The organism is Streptomyces sp. Mut1, from assembly GCF_030719295.1.
GTDB classification, from domain to species: Bacteria; Actinomycetota; Actinomycetes; order Streptomycetales; family Streptomycetaceae; genus Streptomyces; species Streptomyces castrisilvae.
The window spans coordinates 3,315,817-3,330,750 of record NZ_CP120997.1; the positions used below are offsets into that span (position 1 = coordinate 3,315,817).

The 14,934-nt window shown below is 71.4% G+C and carries 13 protein-coding genes; 9 read left to right on the forward strand and 4 right to left on the reverse strand.

Annotated elements, in window-relative coordinates; translation table 11 throughout:
- Positions 1–155 precede the first annotated feature (155 nt).
- The 7 genes from argS to P8A18_RS14235 all read left to right on the forward strand — a co-directional run bounded on the left by argS (position 156) and on the right by P8A18_RS14235 (position 7,609).
- Positions 156–1,925 carry an arginine--tRNA ligase gene (gene argS, locus P8A18_RS14205; RefSeq protein ID WP_306060903.1) on the forward strand — a complete coding sequence of 590 codons (1,770 nt, stop codon included), beginning with the start codon at positions 156–158 and terminating at the stop codon, positions 1,923–1,925.
- Positions 1,926–2,112: 187 nt separating this feature from the next.
- Positions 2,113–2,529, forward strand: a complete 417-nt coding sequence (locus P8A18_RS14210; RefSeq protein ID WP_306054741.1) for an ATP-binding protein — start codon at positions 2,113–2,115, stop codon at positions 2,527–2,529.
- Positions 2,530–2,668: 139 nt separating this feature from the next.
- The gene (locus tag P8A18_RS14215; protein WP_306054743.1) at positions 2,669–4,180 is read left to right on the forward strand and encodes a tetratricopeptide repeat protein; all 1,512 of its coding nucleotides are present in this window, start codon (positions 2,669–2,671) and stop codon (positions 4,178–4,180) included.
- Positions 4,181–4,251: 71 nt separating this feature from the next.
- Positions 4,252–5,073 (forward strand): helix-turn-helix domain-containing protein, encoded by an 822-nt coding sequence (locus P8A18_RS14220; protein ID WP_306054745.1) that lies wholly within the window; start codon positions 4,252–4,254, stop codon positions 5,071–5,073.
- Positions 5,073–5,372, forward strand: coding sequence for a DUF397 domain-containing protein (locus P8A18_RS14225; RefSeq protein WP_306054748.1), 300 nt, complete (start codon positions 5,073–5,075; stop codon positions 5,370–5,372). The genes P8A18_RS14220 and P8A18_RS14225 overlap by 1 nt, the downstream gene beginning before the upstream one ends.
- A 38-nt stretch (positions 5,373–5,410) precedes the next feature.
- The gene (locus P8A18_RS14230; protein ID WP_306054750.1) at positions 5,411–6,208 is read left to right on the forward strand and encodes a DUF4253 domain-containing protein; all 798 of its coding nucleotides are present in this window, start codon (positions 5,411–5,413) and stop codon (positions 6,206–6,208) included.
- Between the two features lie 132 nt (positions 6,209–6,340).
- Positions 6,341–7,609 (forward strand): choice-of-anchor A family protein, encoded by a 1,269-nt coding sequence (locus P8A18_RS14235; RefSeq protein WP_306054752.1) that lies wholly within the window; start codon positions 6,341–6,343, stop codon positions 7,607–7,609.
- Positions 7,610–7,628: 19 nt separating this feature from the next.
- Here the strand turns inward: P8A18_RS14235 and P8A18_RS14240 are convergent, their stop codons facing one another.
- Positions 7,629–8,531, reverse strand: coding sequence for a MarR family transcriptional regulator (locus tag P8A18_RS14240; RefSeq protein WP_306054754.1), 903 nt, complete (start codon positions 8,529–8,531; stop codon positions 7,629–7,631).
- Between the two features lie 458 nt (positions 8,532–8,989).
- On the opposite strand from P8A18_RS14240, the gene P8A18_RS14245 reads away from it, so the two are divergent.
- Complete coding sequence (locus tag P8A18_RS14245) at positions 8,990–10,516, forward strand: serine/threonine-protein kinase (protein ID WP_511101553.1); 1,527 nt, start codon at positions 8,990–8,992, stop codon at positions 10,514–10,516.
- Here P8A18_RS14245 and P8A18_RS14250 read toward each other — a convergent pair.
- Complete coding sequence (locus P8A18_RS14250) at positions 10,486–11,871, reverse strand: helix-turn-helix domain-containing protein (RefSeq protein ID WP_306054759.1); 1,386 nt, start codon at positions 11,869–11,871, stop codon at positions 10,486–10,488. The genes P8A18_RS14245 and P8A18_RS14250 overlap by 31 nt on opposite strands.
- 327 nt (positions 11,872–12,198) lie before the next feature.
- Between P8A18_RS14250 and P8A18_RS14255 the strand changes: the two genes are divergently transcribed.
- A complete protein-coding gene (locus tag P8A18_RS14255; RefSeq protein WP_306054761.1) occupies positions 12,199–12,909 on the forward strand; it encodes a DUF4232 domain-containing protein in 711 nt (236 codons plus the stop codon).
- Between the two features lie 75 nt (positions 12,910–12,984).
- Here P8A18_RS14255 and P8A18_RS14260 read toward each other — a convergent pair whose 3' ends face one another.
- The gene (locus P8A18_RS14260; RefSeq protein WP_306054763.1) at positions 12,985–13,668 is read right to left on the reverse strand and encodes an alpha/beta fold hydrolase; all 684 of its coding nucleotides are present in this window, start codon (positions 13,666–13,668) and stop codon (positions 12,985–12,987) included.
- Between the two features lie 149 nt (positions 13,669–13,817).
- A complete protein-coding gene (gene hemB / locus P8A18_RS14265; protein ID WP_306054766.1) occupies positions 13,818–14,813 on the reverse strand; it encodes a porphobilinogen synthase in 996 nt (331 codons plus the stop codon).
- Positions 14,814–14,934: the final 121 nt, after the last annotated feature.

Genomic DNA, 14,934 nt, shown 5'->3' on the forward strand with positions numbered 1-14,934 from the left:
GTAGGACTCATAGGGGCACCGCCCATTCTCCCAGGTGCGGCCCGCAGCGCGAAAACGGCTTTACGGGGCCCCGCGGCACGGGCGGAAAACCCGTTTACACGCCGTGGGATACTTGAGGTCATCCCTTGTACCCCTACGGAAACGGCAGCCAGCTCATGGCCTCGGTCAATTCCCTCGCTTCCACGCTCCAGCAGCAGCTGGCGGACGCCCTGACGGCAGCACTGCCGGAGGCCGGCACCGCGGACCCGCTGCTGCGCCGAAGCGACCGGGCCGACTTCCAGGCCAACGGCATCCTGGCGCTCGCCAAGAAGCTCAAGGGCAATCCGCGCGAGCTGGCCGACCGGGTCACGGCCGCCCTCCCGGCCTCCGAGCTGATCAAGGACATCGAGGTCTCCGGCCCCGGCTTCCTGAACGTCACGCTCGCCGACCGGGCGATCACCGAGACCCTCGCGGCGCGCGCCGCCGACGGCGACCGGCTCGGCATCCCGGCGAACGACGCGGCGGGCACCACGGTCATCGACTACGCCCAGCCGAACGTGGCCAAGGAGATGCACGTGGGCCACCTGCGGTCCGCCGTGATCGGTGACGCGATGGTGCGGATCCTGGAGTTCACCGGCGAGTCCGTGGTCCGGCGCCACCACATCGGTGACTGGGGCACCCAGTTCGGCATGCTCATCCAGTACCTCACCGAGCACCCGGACCAGCTGGACCACGAGGGCGGCAAGAAGGACGGCGAGGCCGCCATGTCCTCGCTCAACCGGCTCTACAAGGCGTCCAGGGCCCTGTTCGACTCGGACGAGGAGTTCAAGGCCCGCTCCCGGGACCGGGTGGTCGCCCTCCAGGCCGGGGACGCGGAGACGCTGGCCATGTGGCAGCGGTTCGTGGACGAGTCGAAGATCTACTTCTACTCGGTCTTCGACAAGCTCGACATGGAGATCAGCGACCCCGACATCGTCGGCGAGTCCGGGTACAACGACATGCTGGAGGAGACCTGCCGCATCCTGGAGGAGACGGGCGTCGCCGTCCGCTCCGAGGGTGCGCTCTGCGTCTTCTTCGACGACGTGCTGGGCCCCGACGGCAACAAGGTCCCGCTGATCGTCAAGAAGACCAACGGCGGCTACGGCTACGCGGCGACCGACCTCTCCGCGATCCGCGACCGGGTGCGGAACCTCAAGGCGGACACCCTGCTGTACGTGGTGGACGCGCGGCAGTCGCTGCACTTCAAGATGGTCTTCGAGACGGCCCGCCGGGCCGGCTGGCTGAACGACGACGTGAAGGCGCACCAGCTCGCGTTCGGCACGGTGCTCGGCAAGGACGGCAAGCCGTTCAAGACCCGTGAGGGCGTCACGGTCCGGCTGGAGGACCTGCTGGACGAGGCGGTCGAGCGGGCGACGGCCGTGGTCCGGGAGAAGGCCGAGAAGGTGGGCCTGTCCGAGGACGAGATCGTGGAGAACGGCCGGTACGTCGGCGTGGGCGCCGTGAAGTACGCGGACCTGTCGACCTCCGCCGTGCGGGACTACAAGTTCGACCTGGACCAGATGGTGTCGCTGAACGGCGACACGTCGGTGTACCTCCAGTACGCGTACGCGCGCATCCGGTCGATCCTGCGCAGGGCGGGCGACGCGAAGCCGGTCGCGCACCCGGAGCTGGAGCTGGCCCCGGCCGAGCGGGCGCTCGGCCTGCACCTGGACCAGTTCGGCGAGGCGCTGGCCGAGGTCGCCGCGAACTACGAGCCGCACAAGCTGGCCGCGTACCTCTACCAACTGGCGTCGCACTTCACGACGTTCTACGACCAGTGCCACGTCCTGAGCGAGGACAACCCGGCCGAGGTCGTGGAGAACCGGCTGTTCCTCTGCGACCTCACCGCCCGCACCCTGCACAAGGGCATGGCGCTGCTCGGCATCCGGACGCCCGAGCGGCTCTGAGCACACGGCACGGCCCGCGCGAGCGGAAGGCGGCGGGGCCCGGCGGCACTTCGGTGCCGCCGGGCCCCGCCTTTTTCGGCTACCCCGGAATTCCCCGGCTACCCCCGAAATATTTCGGATACGGAACGGTCCCGGGGGCAAAAGAAGAATCCAGACCGTTGGACGAACCTTTCCCTGGGGGCGAAAGATGAGTGACCCTCGCACAGCGCCTGACCCGCCTTCGCCCGAGGCCATTACCGAGGCCGTGCCCCCACCGGCGAAAGCGGCCGACGCCCGCGCGGCGGCCGCCGCGTTCGTGGAGTCGCTCGACCCTCCGCCCTCCCCCTCGGCCGTCCAGGACCTGCTGCTGCTCGCCTCGGAACTGGTCACGAACGCGGTACGCCACGCGGGAGCCGTCACGGCGCTGGCGTTCGGAGCGGACGAGAAGGCGCTGTACGTACAGGTCGCGGACCCCAGCCCGGACCGCCCGCGCCGGCGCGTCCCGGATATGACGGGCGCGGCCGGCGGTTTCGGCTGGCCGCTGGTCCTGAAATTGGCCAGGAAAGTCACCGTCCGGAACCACATGGGCCAGGGAAAGATCATCAGCGCGACAATGGCCCGCTGACCCTCCACTCGCTTTCCGGGGAAAGCGAAAGGCGCACCCCGGGGCATCGTCGCCCGAATGGCGTTGACCGCGCGCCCCGCCGCAGGGGATGGTGGCGCGTCCGGTGAGCACCGGACGTGTCACCAGGGGTGGGGATCACATGCAGGACACCGGGCAGACGAACACGCCCGAAACGGCACCGCCGCCGGAGGAGCCGAGACCGGAGCCCGGGGCACGGGCCGCGTCCGAGGCCGCCGCGGCAGCCGTCCGGGAAGCCCTCCGGAGCGAGCGCCCGGCGGACGCCCGCAAACAGGCCACCGCCGCGCTGGAGGCGTACGGCCCCGACCCCGACCTGTACCTCCTGCTGGGCCGGGCGCACGTCGCCGAGGACGAGGACGACCACGACGACGAGGCCGAACGCGCCTACCGCCGGGGGCTCGACGCCTTTCCCGACCACCTGGCCCTGCTCACCGCGTACGCCGAACTCTGCCGGGCGGCCGACGCGCTGGACCGCCCCGGCCGCCACGCCCGCGCCGACCGCCTCATGGCCCGCGTCGCCGAACTGGCCCCCGGCTCACCGGAAGCGCTCCGGCTCAGCAACCCGGCCCCGGTCTGGGCCGCACAGCCCCCGACGCCCCGCCTCTCCGCCTCCCACACCCAGCGCCACGACGTCCGCAGCGCCCTGGCCGCCGCTCCGAACCTGGCGGAGGCGGCCCGCCGAGCCGACGAGGAGGCGGGGCAGCACCCGTACGACCTGCGTCTCGCCATCCGTGCCGAAACGCTCACCGCGTTCCTCCGCCCCGGCCGGAGGCTGCTCCTGGGCCAGGTCAGGGCCCCGTATCTGAGCGTGCTCGCCGTCCTGGCCGTGGGCGCCCTGGCCCTCGTCCCCGAGTCGGCCGCGCCCTGGTCGATGTGGGCGGGGGCCGCCGCGCTCCTCACCCTCGTCCCGTACCGCCTGCTCGCCGTCCTGGAGAGCGGCGCCCGTTCCCGCGCCGTCCACCGCACACCGCCGCTCCCGGAGGGCGCGCCCGAACCGGCGAGTCCCCTGCCCCCGCCGCCCCCGCCCGGCGCCCGGGACTTCGTGCTGCTGGGCACGGCCCTCACCCTGGCGGTGTTCGCGGTGGTCTCGCCGCTGGCGTTCAAGTACCCGGCGGACACGAGCTATCCGCACTACACGGCGACGGCACCGAAGACGTTCCGGGGCGCCCCGCTGTTCTCCGCCGTCCCGGTGGTGGACGGCGTCAGCTCGGACATGGCCTCGCTGTGGACCCGGGCCCTGAACGCCGAGGGCGCGTTCGCCTACGTCTACGGCGAACTCGCGGACCGGGATGGCCCCATCGGCCCGGCCGCCCTCGTCTTCGGCGCGGTGGGCGACTTCCGCAACACCCCCGACAAGGCCCTCAAGGGCTACGAACTGGGGCTCGCCGAGTCGGACTCGACCATCGACGGGGTCTGGAAGCCGGACCCGGGTCCGGACGGCCGCCGGCTCCGCTGCGTCTCGTACGCGGACGACTCGGAGACCCCCGGCTCCCGCGTGGCGTGCAGCTGGGTGGACAACGGGAGTTACGGCACGGTCGTCATGAACGAGCCCGGTCTCGACCACGAGACCGCCACGAAGGCCGTCCGCACGGCCTTGGACGCGGCTCTGCTTCGCGATGATCGCGCACTGTAACCACCCGTACACGTATCTTGTACGGGTCGGGCGCGCGTGAAGAAGGGGCCCGGGTGGGGAGTGGGCTCCGTATGCAAAAGAACAACCGCCTGCGCAAAGACGCGACGGCCAAGAAGCTCGTGGGCGCGCTGGTCGCCCGGTTCCGTCGGGCGAGCGGCCTGACTCAGCATCAACTCGCTGACGAGGCCAACGTCCAGCCGGAAACCATCGCCTCCATCGAGCAGGGCCGCCGGAACCTGGTTCCCGCGCTGGCCCGTGTCCTGGACGCCATCCTGGACACCAAGGGGGCGCTCATCACGGCGCTGGAACACCTGCCGGAGACCGACCTGATCCCGGTCTGGGCCGAGGAGTACATGGACCTGGAGCAGGAGGCGCTGTCCCTGTCCTGGTACGACAACCAGCTGCTGCCGGGCCTGCTCCAGACCGAGGCGTACGCCCGCGCGGTCTTCCGCAACCGCGTCCCCGTCTTCAGCGAGGAGCAGATCGCGGACCAGACCGCGAACCGGCTGAAGCGCCAGGAGATCATGCACCGCGACAACCCGCCGACGATCAGCTTCGTGATCTGGGAGCCTGCGGTAAGGCTGCAACTCCTCAGCGGCGAGGAGCACATGGAGCAGCTGCGCCATCTCCGCCGCTGCGCCGACCTCCCGGGCGTCTGCATCCAGATCCTGCCCCTGAGCCATCGCATGCACGCCGGTCTGGACGGCCCCTTCATCCTGTTGGAAACCCCGGACTTCCAACGCGTCGCGTACTCCGAAACACAGCGCGGCAGCCTGCTCGTCTCCAACCCCGACGAGGTCAGCATCCTCGCGCAGAAATATGCGATGCTGCGAGCCCAGGCCCTCACCCCGGAAGAGACGAGGGCCCTGTTGGACCGTCTGCTGGGAGAGTAATGAGCACCGCACGTAAGTGGTTCAAGTCCAGCTACAGCGGCGACGAAGGCGGGCAGTGCCTCGAAGTCGCCTACGACTGGTTCAAGTCGAGTTACAGCGGCAGCGAAGGCGGCGCCTGCCTCGAAGTCGCTTACAACTGGGTCAAGTCCAGCCACAGCGGCAGCGAGGGCGGCCAGTGCGTCGAGGTCGCCGCGCACCCCACCGCCGTGCACGTACGTGACTCCAAGAACCTGGAGGGCCCCGTCTTCACCGTCGCGCCCGCCGCCTGGGCCGCGTTCACCGGGCATGTGGGGCGCTGAGAAGTCCACTGTCAGTGGGGGCACTTAGAGTCACCGATATGGCGACGCTCCCGAATGCACTTCGTTCACCGGCCGATGCCGGGCTGGAACTCCCGCCCGGCACGCTCGTGGACACCACGATCGACGAGACCTGGCACGAACCCCTCCTCTGGTACGCGGACGGGCCCGCGACCCCCGGGGTCTGGGCCGAGCTGCGCACCGCCGGGCGGCCGGCCGGTCTGCTGCCGGTCCTGGTCGACGGCGGCAGGCGTGCCGCGTGGCCGGAGGACTGGGACCTGGACCCGGCGAGTACGTCGTATCCGGGCGATCATGACGCCGAGACCGTGCTGACCAGGGCATGGGAGGCGCACGAGAGCGACGAGCCGGGTCTCGTGGACTCGGACGGCGCGTGGCCGGGCCTGGCGCCGAGCCCGTCCGAGGCGGGACCGGACGAGCCGGACGCCCTCGCGGCCGAGATCGCGGACCAGCTGACCGCTCCGGGGAGCCCGATGGCGGGGATACGGATCGCGCTGGTCCCCGCGCGCCGCAGCGCGGACATACCGGCGGCGATCGGCTGGTCCGGCCCGGCGAATCATGAGAACGACGTGGCGAGGCTCAGCGCAGTGCTGCGCTCCTGGGAGGACCGGTACGGGGCCCGGGTCCTCGTGCTCGGGTTCGACACCCTGGTGCTCTCGGTGAGCCGCCCGCCCACGACGCTCGCCGAGGCGGAGGCGCTGGCGGCGGAGCACTTCGCGTTCTGCCCGGACAACATCCAGCAGTCCAGCCTCGACACGCTCCGCGCGTACGCGGAGACGGCGCTCCTCAAGCAGGAGACGTGGGCGTTCTGGTGGGACTGAGCCGGGCCACCCCGCCCCGCACCACCGTGGACCAGATCCTGCATTGGTCTTGACCAATTTTCGCGAGTATGGGAATGATGACCGGAGTCGCCACAGAACCTTCATAACTGCTCCGCGGGAGAACCACGCACTATGCGCATACCCACCACTGCCGCCCTCGCGGCGCTCGGCGGTGCCCTCGTCCTCGGGCTCACCGTCGCTCCGGCCGCCCAGGCCACCCCCGCCCCGGCGGACTGCACCACGGACGCCTTCGGGGTCGCCGGCAAGTACGGCGAGTTCGTCCTCGGGGACGACGTCCACTCGCCCGACGCGGAGGGCGCGGTGGCCGTCGGCGGCAACGCGGACTTCCGGGGCGGGTTCAGCGTGGCCAACGAGCTGTCGGCCGCCGAGGTCGACGCGCTGCCCGGCCGGGCGTCGCTCGTCGTGCGCGGTGACCTGCTCAACGGCGGTTCCGCGACCGTCGTGATGAAGGGCAACGCGGTGGTCGGCGGCCAGGTCAAGGACCGTGCCGTCGAGCTGCACAACGGCAGCTTCAGCCAGAAGGCCGACCTGATCGACTTCGACGGCGAGTTCGCCAAGCTGCGGTCCTACTCCGCGGCGCTGGCCGGGGAGTCCGCGACCGCGGGCACCGAGGTGCGGCTCGACGGCGACCGGCTGACGCTGACCGGCACGGACAGCGGACGCAACGTCTTCTCCGTACCGGCGGACCGGCTGGAGAAGGCGAAGGAGGTCTTCATCAAGGTCCCGGCCGGGGCGACGACGATCGTCAACGTCAGCGGCCAGGAGTACGACATGGCGACGGCCCGCACGACGGGCTTCTTCCTCTCGGGCGGACAGGACTTCGTCCTGGACGACAAGCTCCAGAGCGCGTCCGGCGGCGCGGTCCGGGCCAAGCTCCTGTGGAGCTTCCCGGACGCCACGAAGGTCGTCAAGAACAGCCAGGCCGCCTGGCCGGGCAGCGTGCTCGCGCCCCACGCCCACCTGGAGCTGGGCACGGCCGCGCCGGTCAACGGCTCGGTGTGGGTGGCCTCGCTGCACGGCTCGGGCGGTGCGGAGACGCACCACTTCCCGTTCACGGGCTGCCTGCCCGAGGTTCCCGGTACGGAGACCCCGTCGCCCAGCACGACCCCGAGCGGTACGCCCGGGACGACGCCCCCGGCGACCGGCACGCCGTCGGCCTCGGTGACCCCGCCGTCCGGCAGCGCCACCCCGTCCGACACCCCGTCGGGCTCCGCGACGCCGGGCGCCCCGGCCCCGTCCGCCAGCCCCTCGCAGCCGGGTGAGGGCGACCTGGCGACGACCGGCAGCAGCAACATGATCCCGATCACCATCGGCGGCGCCGCAGTCGTCGCCGCGGGTGCGGGCCTGGTCGTCATGGCCCGCCGCCGCAAGCGCGCCTGACCCCGGCGGGACGCGGCCCTCAGGACGACTTCACGAGATCCCTGAGGGCCGCGATCCGGTCGCGGACCCGGGGGCCGGACGGATCGGCCTGCGGGTCGGCCCCGGCGGGCTCCCGGCAGCCCCGGCACAGCCCGTCCGGCAGCGCGTCGACCGGCCCCGGGACGCCGCACTCCACGCACTCCACCTTGGCCGGATGCGTGACGCCACCGGCCCGCTCCGGGGCGGGGCGGTAGACGGGCGGAAGCTTGTCGCCCAGGCGACGGCGGACGAACCCGAAGGGCGCCTCCACCGAGGCGGGCAGCCCGGCGGTGAGCGTACGGACGAAGTAGCCGACGTCCACGCCACGGGCGAACCACTGCTCGGCGAGGGGTTCCAGGGCGACGCAGTGGGCATGGGAGAGCGCGAGCCGCGTATCGACACGCCCGAGTTCGGCCAGGGCGAGGTACGCGGTCGAGCGCCCGCCCTCCTCCGGATCGGCGACGCGCTGCGCGGGCACGGCGGAAGCGGCCGGAGCCTCCACAGGCGCCGGTGCGGGTGCGGGCGCCGCGACCACGGACTCGACCTCCGGCGCGACCACCGTCAACGAGCCCAGAAACTCCGCCCACCACTCGTTGTCGTGGGCGGTCCGCGACCAGAACGTCCGGAAAACCCACCGCACTTGGCCCTGCCCGTCCACCAAGGCGCACCGCACGCGCCGCAGATGCCCGGCCACGGAGAGCGCGGTCATCGCGGAGGCCACGGCCTGCTGCCCGTACAGCGGGATCTGCTTGGCGAGAGCCTTGACGCTCATCACGGCCCCTTCGGGCAGCCGCTCGACGAAGGCGGCGATGTAGCGCTCGCGCAGCGGCAGCGAGGCGAAGTCATCGGGGCGGGCCGGATGTTGAGCGGGCACGGCACGCTTGCCGTAGCCGGACTGGGCCATGGGGCATGGGGTGGGACTAAAGTTCTGAACAACCACGAGATCGGCTCTTTCTGTGGTGGTCGAGCTCTGGCCAGACCCCGGCAAGGCTTGAGAGGCCTCGTCGGGGTCGTTTGATTTCCCGCACCGTAAGCAGTGGCCACGCTGCGTCGCAAGCCGTCACCATTAGTCATACATGCAGACCGTGACGGGTCAGGGAGGTCGGGAGGGTTTCCCCAACCCCGTCTCTACCCACCCATCAAAAGAAGGCGCTCGAACCTCGGGGCTCGCATCTCGAAGCCCGAGTCCCGAGCCTCAAGCCTCGGGCCGCCCACACCCCTCGTACGCTCGAACGAGTGAACCGCCCACCCCGGTCCACGGTCCCGAGACCCGAGACCCGAGCTTCGGGCGGAGTGACATGATCGAAGCGAGCTGAATCCGAGAGCGGGACACCCACGCAATACACCCACGAGGGGGCCACAGTGCGGGATCAACTCCTTGGAAGTCGGTACCGGTTGGTGCGGCGGCTCGGTGAGGGCGGCATGGGTGAGGTCTGGGAGGCGCAGGACGAGAAGCTGGACCGGCGGGTCGCGGTCAAGCTGATCTCGTTACTCGCGGGAGGCGGAAGCCGGGGCAGAGAGGCGCGCGCCCGGTTCCTGCGCGAGGCCCGGCTCACGGCCCGCCTCCAGCACCCGCACATCGTGACCGTCCACGATCTCGGCGAGAGCGGCCCCGAGACCGGCAACGCCCCGTTCCTGGTGATGGAACTGGTCAGGGGCGAAGGGCTGGATGCCAAGCTGGAGCGGGGCGCCATCGACCCGCAGGACGCGGCCCGCTGGGGCGCCGAAATCGGCGAGGCCCTGGCGGAGGCACACGCGGCGGGCGTCCTGCACCGCGACATCAAGCCGTCCAACATCTTCATCACGCACACCGGCACGGTGAAGGTCCTCGACTTCGGCGTAGCACGCGCGGCCGACCCGTACGCCACCGCCGACCGCCTCACCCAGACCGGGTTCATCGTCGGCACGCCCCCGTACATGGCTCCCGAGCAGGCACGCGGCCACCCGGAACCGGGCAGCGACCTCTACGCGCTGGGCTGCCTGCTCTTCGAACTGCTCACCGCCCGCCTGCCGTTCCAGGCCCCCGACAGCATCGGCTACCTGACGGCCCACCTCACCGACGAACCCCCCGCGCCCAGCTCGATCCGGCCGGGCCTCCCCTCCTCCTGGGACACACTCGTACTGAAGCTCCTCAGCAAGGACCCGTCCGAGCGCCACACCACGGCCGCCGACGCCTCCCGGGCCCTGCGGCGGCTCGACGCGGCGGCACCCACGAAGGTGCTGCCGCCACCGCGGGACGCGCCGCGCAGGCCGCCCGCCGCCGCCAAACACACACCCGTGGGCGGGCCCTGGCTGCCGGGTGGGGTCTGGCTGTTGACCGTGGTGGCGACGGCCATCCTGGTCTCGGTCAACATCGACGGCCACGGAGACGACGGAGACGCGGCGAGCGGCGCCCTCGTCGTCGGCCTCGCCACGGCCTGGCTCGTCGGCCATTTCGTCGTCATGTCACGGCCGGCATGGCGTACGAGCGTGACAAAAGTGACCCGCTTCGCCCTGCCCCTGCTCCTGCTGGCCGTCTACGCCGTGGCGGTCACGAGCAATGCCGAAGCCCCTTGGCCTCACGGGCCCTACTGGGTGGCCGTGAGCATCTCGACGGCCGCCCTGACGAGCCTTCTGGCGTTCTCCGCCGCTCTGACCGACCGGACCGGGCACGGACTCCGCAGGGCGGGCTACACCCTTGCGGCCCTCAACACCATCGCCGTCCTCGACACCGTCTTCCAGCAGACGGGCATCGCCGTCACGGTCTCCCCGCACATCACCTTCGTCGCCCCGCAACCGGTCTCGGCCGGTGTGGCCGTCCTGGCCGTCGCGGTGTACTGCGTCCGCGAGATCGCGACCCGCCGGTCAGCCCCGGACGCTCAGCGCTTCTCCCAGACCGAGGTGTCGTAGCGGTAGTAGTACTCCGGCCGCCCCGCGATGCTGCTAGTACGGAACGGCTTGCCGCCGTCGTCGATGCGCAGGATGCCCTTGCGGCCGCCGCTGCTCCACTCCAGCTCCAGGTACCAGCTGACGTCGTGGCCCTCCACATGCGCGTCCAGGTCGAAGACCTCCACATCGCGGGACGAGACCTGGAACGGGAAGTCCTTCGCGGGCACGACCTGGTCGCCCTGGGTGCCCGCCACCGGGGTCAGCGTGGGCCGGTTGCTGTCCAGATCGATATCGAAGGACTGGGGCTCGATACCGCTTCCGCAGCCCTCGCCCATGGAGAACGCGGGCCGTTGCAGGGGCGCCCGCTGACTCAGCACGCGCACATGCAGGTCGGTCAGCACGACGGCCTCCCGCGAGGTGCCCTGCACGGTCAGCTCCAGCTTCATGGCGCCGCCCTCCACCCCGCCGAGCGAACGCGCCCAGCCCCGGGTGCTGGTGGGCGAGGGCGGGGGCGGCACGGTGCCCGGGTCCTGGGTGAGCAGATAGAACTGCCCGCAGGGCTCCTCCCAGTTGTACGAGCTGATGGTGACGGTCGGCGGGGCTCCGGTGCCGCTCCCGGTGGTGGCCGACGCGGAGACGGAGGACCGCGCGGTCGGGCCGGCCGCCTCGGTGCTGCTCGCGGATTCACTGGCCTTCGCCGACGCGGAGGCGGAGGTGGACGCGGAAGGGCTCTGCGGCGACTCGGAGACGGCGTCCGCCCCCTTGCCCTCCTCCGTGCTCCGCCCGCCGGGCATCTCGACGGCGGCGTCCGAGCCGGTCTCCTTGAGCTGCCCGACGACGACGGCGGTGGGCACGGTGAGCGCGACGACCGCTGCGGCGGCGAGCAGCACCCGCGTACGGGCGGAGGCGCGGCGCCAACGCGAGGAGCGCTCGGGGGCAGGGTGTTCGGGGGTGACCTCGGGGGCCGGTTCGGGCGCGGGCGCGGCGGGCGCGGGCTCGACCGGTACCGGAACTTCCGATTCCGGCACTCGCTCCGGTTCCGGCACCCGCTCCGATTGCGGCACCGGTACCGGCTGCGGCTCCGCGACGGGCGTGTCCGGCGCGGGCGCGGCGTCCGGCTTCCCCCGCCGCCGCGCCGCGTCGGCGAGGATCCACCGGCGGTGCAGGTCCACGAGTTCGTCGTCCGTGGCCCCGCAGAGACGGGCGAACCGGTCCACGGAGGCGTACTCACTGGGGACCGCGTCCCCGTTGCAGTACCGGTGGAGCGTCGACGTGCTGACGTGCAGCCTTCCCGCCAGCACGCCGTAACTGCGTCCCGAACGGTCCTTCAGTTTCTTCAGCAGGCCCGCGAAATCCTCGGCCTCCGGCGTCGCCACTACGGCGTTCCCCCTCCTGGTCGTCCCGGATCACCGTTCCAGGGACGTGGAATCTGCCCAGGTCACAGTACGCGCAGGCATTCCAGCATCCCCAATGGTGTGGCGGGCGTTGCGGCCGGAATCCGCCGTGCCGCAAGCTCGAATCACACCACAGCGACCGGGGGACCGACGCAGTGCGAACGCTCTTCCGCATCGAGTTGACCGATGCGCTGGCGATCGGAGTGGTGATCGTGACGACAGCGATCGTCCTGCTCCTGATCTGCCACAACTGACCAAAGCTCAGTTCAGCCCGCACCACACACAAGACCACCTACGGGGAGATCCACCATGCGCAGCAACCGCATCCGCACCACCGTTCTCGCAGCCACCGCCCTGCTCGCGGCGCTCTCGCTCACGGCATGCAACGGGGACGACGTCACCGACACCGGCAAGCCGGCCGCGAGCCCGACGGCGGACCAGGACGGCGGCCAGTCGAAGGAGCCCTCGGCGCCGGCCAAGGACTCGACGTCCCCGACCGACACCGAGTCCGAACCGGCCGCCGACGCCAAGCCGAAGGTCCCTACCGCGGACCCGGCCACGAAGACCAAGGCCCCGGCCACCGACAGCAAGCCGAAGACCGCCGTCACCTGCGACGGCTCGAACACGAAGGTCACCGTCACGAAGGTGAGCCGCCCGGTCAACCACCTGCTGCTCACGGCCACCAACACGGGTGACCGCCCCTGCTACGCGTACTACGCGCCGATGCTCCGCTTCGACGGCGCGCAGGCCGTGTTCCAGGTCAACCGGGACAGCCAGCCTCAGGCCGTGGTGACGCTCGACCCGGGTCAGTCGGCGTACGCGGCGATCAGCCTGACCGGCGAGCCGAACGGCAAGAAGCCGTTCACGAGCAAGCACCTCGGGGTCACCTTCGCCGACCGGAGCAACGGCCCGGTCAACTCCTCGACGGCCGAGCTGACGCTGCCCGGCACGACGTACTGGGACGACAACGGCTTCGTCACCTACTGGCAGAGCGAGATGGACGACGCGCTCACCTACTGACCGGACGGCCCGAATCCGCCGCCCCCGCCTGCCCCCCTGCCCCGCCTCTCCCGCCGATCCCGGCGAGGGGGCGGGTCAGGCGTTGGCAGCCTCGCTCAGGACCCGGGCGAGTTCGCCGGGGCGGGTGGCCATCGGCCAGTGGCCCGAGTCGAGGTCCACGTACTCGACCCGGGTGGCGCGGGCCAGCTCGGGAATCTCCCCGGCGGCGATCCACTCCTTGGCCTGGGCCGGGGTGAACTCGGGGCAGACCACCACGACGGGGATGTCGAAGCGGCGCTCGTCGGTCAGCCGCACGACTCCCCTGGCGACGGCCTCGGGGACGGAAACGGCGGCCGCAGCGAAACGGTCCCGGGCCGGCTGGTCCAGGTCCGCGGCGTCCGGCCCCTCGAAGGGACCCCACCCAGGGAAGGGCATGACGCCGCCCTCGATCGCGAAGAAATCGGCGTAGGCCCGCCCGTCGGCGGCGGGGAAGCCGCCGATCAGAGCGACCTTGGCCACCTTCTCCGGCCGTGCGTCACCGGCCATCCAGGCCAGGGTCGACGCTGCGGAGTGCCCCACCACCAGAGGCTTCCCGGGCGCCGCGTCCACCGCGGCGAGCACCGCTGCCAGCTGGTCGTCGAGCGTCGCGGAGACGGCGCCGTCACCCTGCCCCGGCAGCGTGAGCGGCACGGGACGGTGGCCGAGCCGGGTGAGTTCGGGCACGACGTCGTCCCAGGCGGATCCGTCGAGCCACAAGCCGCCGATGAGCAGGATGTCCACAGCGGTTCTCCCGGAGAGTCGTCGGATCTGGTGGCCGGCACGCTACCGGGAGGCTCTGACACCGGGCCCCGGACAGCTCGCGACCCGGCGCACCCGCTTTCGGCCCCGGGCGGCTCTCATGGCCCTGATCGACTGGCCGTAGCCGGCCCTCAGCCCCGCAGCCGCTGCGCGACCTCCGTCGCCCAGTACGTGAGGATCATCTGCGCACCCGCCCGGCGGATGCCCGTCAGGCTCTCCAGGATCGCCGCGTCCCGGTCGATCCAGCCCTTCTCCGCCGCGGCCTCGATCATCGCGTACTCGCCGCTGATCTGGTACGCGGCGACCGGCACGTCCGACGCCTCGGCGACCTTCGCCAGGATGTCCAGGTACGGGCCGGCCGGCTTGACCATGACCATGTCCGCGCCCTCTTCGAGGTCGAGCGCCAGCTCGCGCAGCGACTCGCGGATGTTGGCCGGGTCCTGCTGGTAGGTCTTGCGGTCGCCCTTGAGCGAGGAGCCGACGGCCTCGCGGAACGGGCCGTAGAACGCGGAGGAGTACTTCGCGGTGTACGCGAGGACCGACACGTCCTCGTGGCCCGTCTGGTCCAGCGCGTCACGGATGACACCGACCTGGCCGTCCATCATGCCGCTGGGGCCGACCACATGGGCGCCCGCGTCGGCCTGCACCTGGGCCATCTCCGCGTACCGCTCCAGCGTCGCGTCGTTGTCGACACGGCCGTCCTCGGTCAGCACACCGCAGTGGCCGTGGTCGGTGAACTCGTCCAGGCACAGGTCCGACATGACGAGGAGATCGTCGCCGACCTCCTCGCGCACCGCGCGCAGCGCGACCTGGAGGATGCCGTCCGGGTCGGTGCCCGCCGTGCCCCGGCCGTCCTTCTTCCCGTCCAGCGGCACACCGAACAGCATGATCCCCGAGACGCCGGCCGACACCGCGTCCACGGCGGCCTTCCGCAGGGTGTCCAGGGTGTGCTGCTGCACGCCGGGCATGGCCGAGATGGCGACCGGGGTGTCGATGCCCTCGCGCACGAACGCGGGCAGGATCAGGTTCGCCGGGTCGAGCCGTGTCTCGGCGACCATCCGCCGCATCACGGGGGTCGTCCGCAGCCGCCGGGGGCGGGAGCCGGGGAAGTTTCCGTACACAGTCATCCTTCGAGACTAGACCCGTACACCTCACGCTCTTGCCGACACCTCTGCCGGGAAAGCGGCCGGAACACGGCGGGGCCCGGCCGCTTCGGGAAGAAGCGGCCGGGCCCCGCACACAGCTCCG

What these genes read in the sequence shown, in the direction of transcription:
- P8A18_RS14210 (WP_306054741.1), top strand. Translation starts at nt 2,113, where the DNA reads ATGAGTGACCCTCGCACAGCGCCTGACCCGCCTTCGCCCGAGGCCATT.
- hemB (WP_306054766.1), bottom strand. Translation starts at nt 14,813, where the DNA reads ATGACTGTGTACGGAAACTTCCCCGGCTCCCGCCCCCGGCGGCTGCGG.
- P8A18_RS14225 (WP_306054748.1), top strand. Translation starts at nt 5,073, where the DNA reads ATGAGCACCGCACGTAAGTGGTTCAAGTCCAGCTACAGCGGCGACGAA.
- P8A18_RS14230 (WP_306054750.1), top strand. Translation starts at nt 5,411, where the DNA reads ATGGCGACGCTCCCGAATGCACTTCGTTCACCGGCCGATGCCGGGCTG.
- P8A18_RS14235 (WP_306054752.1), top strand. Translation starts at nt 6,341, where the DNA reads ATGCGCATACCCACCACTGCCGCCCTCGCGGCGCTCGGCGGTGCCCTC.
- P8A18_RS14220 (WP_306054745.1), top strand. Translation starts at nt 4,252, where the DNA reads ATGCAAAAGAACAACCGCCTGCGCAAAGACGCGACGGCCAAGAAGCTC.
- P8A18_RS14255 (WP_306054761.1), top strand. Translation starts at nt 12,199, where the DNA reads ATGCGCAGCAACCGCATCCGCACCACCGTTCTCGCAGCCACCGCCCTG.
- argS (WP_306060903.1), top strand. Translation starts at nt 156, where the DNA reads ATGGCCTCGGTCAATTCCCTCGCTTCCACGCTCCAGCAGCAGCTGGCG.
- P8A18_RS14240 (WP_306054754.1), bottom strand. Translation starts at nt 8,531, where the DNA reads ATGGCCCAGTCCGGCTACGGCAAGCGTGCCGTGCCCGCTCAACATCCG.
- P8A18_RS14215 (WP_306054743.1), top strand. Translation starts at nt 2,669, where the DNA reads ATGCAGGACACCGGGCAGACGAACACGCCCGAAACGGCACCGCCGCCG.